The 5442-nt window shown below is 32.3% G+C and carries 6 protein-coding genes; 4 read left to right on the forward strand and 2 right to left on the reverse strand.

Features of this window, described 5'->3' with window-relative positions:
* Positions 1-444, reverse strand: a 444-nt coding sequence (locus PVA17_RS24185; protein ID WP_274069247.1) for an IS110 family transposase, incomplete at its 3' end; no start/stop codon positions are given.
* A gap of 57 nt (positions 445-501) precedes the next feature.
* Positions 502-1671, reverse strand: a complete 1170-nt coding sequence (locus PVA17_RS24190; protein WP_274069248.1) for a TniQ family protein — start codon at positions 1669-1671, stop codon at positions 502-504.
* A 548-nt stretch (positions 1672-2219) separates the two neighbouring features.
* Here PVA17_RS24190 and PVA17_RS24195 point away from each other — a divergent pair.
* From PVA17_RS24195 to PVA17_RS24210, 4 genes are all read left to right on the forward strand, one after another.
* Positions 2220-2927 (forward strand): response regulator transcription factor, encoded by a 708-nt coding sequence (locus tag PVA17_RS24195; protein WP_274069249.1) that lies wholly within the window; start codon positions 2220-2222, stop codon positions 2925-2927.
* Positions 2928-2929: 2 nt separating this feature from the next.
* The gene (locus PVA17_RS24200) at positions 2930-3919 is read left to right on the forward strand and encodes a sensor histidine kinase (protein ID WP_274069250.1); all 990 of its coding nucleotides are present in this window, start codon (positions 2930-2932) and stop codon (positions 3917-3919) included.
* A gap of 126 nt (positions 3920-4045) precedes the next feature.
* Positions 4046-4786 carry an ABC transporter ATP-binding protein gene (locus PVA17_RS24205; RefSeq protein WP_274069251.1) on the forward strand — a complete coding sequence of 247 codons (741 nt, stop codon included), beginning with the start codon at positions 4046-4048 and terminating at the stop codon, positions 4784-4786.
* Between the two features lie 3 nt (positions 4787-4789).
* The coding region (locus PVA17_RS24210; protein ID WP_274069252.1) for an FtsX-like permease family protein at positions 4790-5442 on the forward strand (653 nt) is incomplete at its 3' end.

Below are 5442 nucleotides of genomic sequence, written 5' to 3' on the forward strand. Positions count from 1 at the left end.
CTCAGCTTCAATGTCTTTCAGTATACGTGGATAACTGAAACGTCCATCCTTTAATAAGCGAGCGATGACTAGTGCATCTTTTTTATCGTGCTTTGTCGGAAAGTTATCATCTAGTTCCTTCGAACGTCTTACGTGCAATGGATTCACCATGACAAGTGGGATTCCGTATTGATCTAAGAAATAGGCTAAGTTCATCCAGTAGTGGCCTGTAGGCTCAATCCCTATTATTACTTCAGTTTTTTTAGCTTCCTTCATCGTTTGAAGAATCTTTTCATACAAGTTTTCGAAGCCTTTTTTCGATTGATGTACCGCAAAAGCTTTTTCTATTACTCGCCCACGTTCATCGACAAAGCATGCGTAATGAATACGCTTGGCAATATCCATGCCGACAACGAGTGTATTTTCAGTAACTTGATTAATTTTATTATTCCATTTAAAATGCATAAAGGAGTCCTCCTTGTTTGATGATGGGTCAATGCTCGTTGACACTCATGCATCATACTAGAGGGCTCCTTTTCTTTCAAGACCTCGAACATCCTTCAAACAGGAATGCTGCCCCGTTAATTCAATAGTATTATTTTTAAATTGTTTTTTCACTTCTAAGCTATCTAAATAATTCATTTTTATCTGTTGGCATTCGTTTGGGTACATCTGGGTTAATAGCTTTCTGTCACACTCCATCAGATTCGCTATCTCACTTAATGAATAGGATCTCTTTTCCACGATTATCAATTTGAGAAAGTTTCGAATCTTTTTATGATCCTTTTTAACTCTTCCAGAGGAGATTTTTCTATCAGAACAATCATTATTTTTTAAAGTTATTATAGATTTCTCCATATTAAAGAAATCAGTTAGACTAAGCTGTGATTTTATGGTAATTTTTATCAATGCATTTAATGGAGGTAGATTAGTACCTTCCTTCCAGCCCCATAAAGTCGACTTGGGGTATCCGAAAAAAACAGCGGCCTTTGTTAAAAAACCTTCAAAATTTTTTTCTAAATAAAAGGATATTGAGCGTGAAACACAATCATTTCCAAACGACAAGTTGATAAATGTAGAGAAAAAAGTTCTCATTGAATCATTGTCCTCGCCATCATTAATAATCATAATTTGGCTTTCTTTAAAGTTCCCTAGCCAATAAAAACATTTTGAGCAGTATCCAGGTACACTCTTTCTTTCTAGTATATACATGCTAGACTTACAGAATGGACAAACACTCTCTAGAGTACTGTCGTGAATAATGCATTTAAGAAACGGTTGAAGAGTCCAACTTAGTCTTTCATAAACAATCTGTTTACTTTCTAAATCAGCTTGGAAACAGGATGGACACCAATGCCTACTACTTTTTAGTAACCCTCTAAACGGAACTAATTCCCTGCAATTAACAAACGTAGTTTTTTCAATATCCCTTCTCTGTGTTAAGAATGCGATTAGTTCAATAAAATTATCTGCAATGTTCCCATGACCATTAATTGCAGATGATGATTTATAAAAACCATTTCCACCTTTAATGTATTTTTTGTCTATTTTAGGTGCAATCAAATGAGTCATAATATCACCAACCGTCACGCAGTGGGCGTCTGCTAATCTAGAGATATAACTGCTAAGAGACTCTACATTAATTGTTCCAATTCCGATTGGTTCAATCGAATATAAACAACTTCTTTCCAATTACAATCCATCCCCATTTCATATTGTTTATTAGTACAGTGAATAAACTATAAACATAGAATTGACTAGAATCCTTTCTTTTATGCCATGCTGTTCATAAATTATATATATCAGTCCACACTTAAACCTTTAACTACTATTCTATTTATAAAAAAAGCAGCTCAATCAGTAGGAGTAATTCAGACTGACGACAGAGTGCCTTATCATTTGTTTTGCAGGGACAACAAAGATAGATAATAGAAGATTGATTTCTGTTATCGTAGGGAATTGCAGATTCAAGGAATTGATGGATTAAAAACAGGATTTACAGATGCAGCAAGTTACAACTGAAGAGGATACCGAGCGTTTTATAGAAACAAAAAAATACGATGGTTTTATATTTTTTAATTTAAAGAGCCATACTTACTAAGAACCTAGTGTAAGTATGTCCTTTTACTTTAGATGTTTGAGGAGGTATTAGTTAAAGAGACTTAAAGTGTAGAAACTGATATGTTATTATTTATCAGTACTTGAAACTTGAAAATCTTTTTTTGAAAGTGGTGAATTGAATGAGTAGTACTATAATGATTGTAGAAGATGATATTAAGATGGCAGAACTTCTTGCATCACATATTAAGAGATATGGATATGAAAGTATTGTTATAGAAGAATTTGATAATATTTTGGACGATTTCAATAAAACCAAACCTGATTTAGTTTTATTAGATGTTAATTTACCTAGTTTCAATGGTTACTATTGGTGCCGTCAAATCCGCACGGTTTCTACTTGTCCAATCATTTTTATATCGGCAAGAAATGGAGAAATGGATCAAGTAATGGCCTTAGAGAACGGTGCAGATGACTACATTACAAAACCTTTTTATTATGAAGTGGTGATGTCAAAAATTCGTAGCCAATTAAGGAGAGTATATGGTGAATATGCACCTAAACTTAATGAACGAGTTGTAGAAAGATCTGGATTGACACTTTTCCCTGAAAGAATGGAGCTCAGTTTTGGAGAAAAGGTTGTTAACCTTACTAAAAAAGAGACAGTGTTATTAGAGATGTTATTAACTAAATCCCCCCTCCTCGTTAAACGTGAAGCGCTTTTTGAACAGCTTTGGGATACGCATGCTTATGTAGACGAAAATACGCTAAGTGTATATATTGGTCGGGTCAGAAAAAAAATACAATCCCTGGGTATTAATGATGGAATCGAAACCATTCGAGGTGCTGGATACCGTTTAATTATTACTTGGAAAAAGGATATTGATTAGTAATGAAATTATTTTTAAAAGAGCATATACCGCTTATTGGTTTAACAATTATTCAACTATCCATTATCCTACTAGTTTATTGGCTTGAAGGTTTTTCTAGTATTTGGGTTATGTTTTATGTTATATTCCTTTGCGTTTGTGTATTTGTTGGCTACCTTGTTTATCGGTACTTTAGCCATCGTTCATTTTATTCGATTTTATCTAATCCACCAGAAACGATGAATGAGATACAAAAGAATGAAGATTTAACGGCTCTAACAGAAGCACTAGAAAATTTGTTAGAAGCACAATACCGAAATTATCAAAATCAATTAAGAAAATGGGAAAAGAAACAACAGAATCAACTAACTTTTATGAATCAATGGGTTCATCAAATGAAAACACCCCTTTCTGTCATTGAATTAATAGCTCAGGATGCAGACGATGAAAGACTGGATAGTATTGCAGAAGAAACAGATCGGTTAAAAAATGGGTTAGAAATGGCGTTATACGTTGCACGCTTAGAAACCTTTGAACAAGATTTCATAGTAGAAAGAGTGTCATTGTTGGCAGTAATTGAATCAGTTATCGATGAAAATAAACGCTATTTTATCCGTAATAATGTTTTTCCAGAAGTAAAAGTTAATATAGATTTGAAAGTTGAAACAGATAAAAAGTGGCTTAGATTTATACTCAATCAAATTTTTTCAAATGCAATTAAATATTCGGCAGGAAGTAAAGAGAATATTAAAATCACAGCTTTTAGCAGAAAACGTGAGGTTATTTTAGAAGTAAAAGATTCAGGAGTAGGTATTGTAGCTTCTGATCTACCAAGAGTATTTCAACCATTTTATACTGGAGAAAACGGACGGAAATTTAAAGAATCGACAGGAATGGGATTATATCTTACACATGAAGTATGTAAAAAATTAAATCATAACATCACATTAGAATCTGAAGTTGGGAAAGGAACGACTGTTCAAATTGTTTTTCCTTCTCGTTATGGCCGATAAATGGATATCATTTATCGGCTTTTTATTCTTACAAGGTTGTTAGATAAATGTTAGGGAATGTGCTACTAGCCAACATCGAAATTGATTATACTGCTAAATATAAGAATGAAAGAAAGGTAGGAATTTATGGAATTAATAAATATATGTGACTTAGATAAAATATATAAAGGCAAAGTGCCATACACAGCCCTATCCAATATTAACTTAAAGGTAAACAAAGGTGAGTTTGTAGGTATTATGGGACCTTCAGGAAGTGGAAAAACAACTTTATTAAATACAATTTCCACTATTGATACCCCCTCTTCAGGGAAAGTTATTTTAAGTGGAAAAGAGCCTCATCAATTATCAAAAGAAAAACTTGCTTTATTTAGAAGAAGAGAACTAGGATTTGTTCATCAATCGTTTAACCTATTATCCACATTAACAGTAAAAGAAAATATTATTTTACCGCTTACACTAGATGGAGCACATCCTCAAGATATGAATAATAAGGTATTAGCTATAGCTAAAAAACTAGATATTTCAAATATCTTAAATAAATATATTTATGAAATTTCTGGTGGTCAAGCACAACGGACAGCTATTGCTCGCGCAATAATCCATAGTCCAAAGTTAATACTAGCCGATGAGCCTACAGGGAACTTAGATTCAAAAGCTGCAGAAGAAGTAATGGATGAACTTTCGAAAATTAACAATGAGTTAGGTACAACGATAATGCTAGTGACACATGATGCAAAAGCAGCAAGTTATTGTGATCGTATTATCTTTATTAAAGATGGGAGATTTTATAATGAAATTTACTTTGGAGATAATCGTAAAGTATTCTATCAAAAGATTCTAGATGTTTTATCTTTGTTGGGAGGGTGAAAAGTGACTTTTCTACAATTTGCGATTAATAATGTAACTCGAAATAAACGAATATATATTGCTCACTTTCTAAGTAGTTTATTTTCAGTTATGTTTTTTTTCATTTATGCTTTCTTAATATTCCACCCTGCTCTACAAGGTGAGTTGACCACTACAAGTATTACATTAAATATGTTAGGAGATATAGGTTTACAGACATCTCAATATATAATATTTATATTTTCATTTTTCTTTCTATTATACTCAATGGGTACATTTCTAAAAAAAAGAAACAAGGAATTCGGACTTCTTCTTCTTCTTGGAATGTCTCCAAAGCAAATGAATAAGCTAATATTTATTGAAAATATGCTCATTGGCATGACTGCTATTGTTTTTGGAATCTTTATGGGCCTAATTTTATCCAAACTAGTTTTAATAATAGTGGCATACATTTTAGGGATTTATAAAGGATTAGTATTTTATTTACCTATAAAAGCGATTTTGCTGACTATTTCTGCATTCTTACTATTATTTTTGTCTATTTCAGTTCTAACAACTAAAATTGTAAGAATAGAACAGCCCATTGAACTTTTAAGATCTGATAAGAAACCAAAAGTACAGCCAAAATCATCTAAAACTTTATCTTTTCTTTCAATAACATTAATATTACTTGGATA

Origin of the sequence: Lysinibacillus sp. CNPSo 3705 (assembly GCF_028674935.1) — a bacterium.
Taxonomy (GTDB): Bacteria; Bacillota; Bacilli; order Bacillales_A; family Planococcaceae; genus Lysinibacillus.

Excerpts from the sequence above, each read along its gene's own strand:
- PVA17_RS24195 (WP_274069249.1), top strand. The coding sequence starts at position 2,220 with ATGAGTAGTACTATAATGATTGTAGAAGATGATATTAAGATGGCAGAA.
- PVA17_RS24200 (WP_274069250.1), top strand. The coding sequence starts at position 2,930 with ATGAAATTATTTTTAAAAGAGCATATACCGCTTATTGGTTTAACAATT.
- PVA17_RS24205 (WP_274069251.1), top strand. The coding sequence starts at position 4,046 with ATGGAATTAATAAATATATGTGACTTAGATAAAATATATAAAGGCAAA.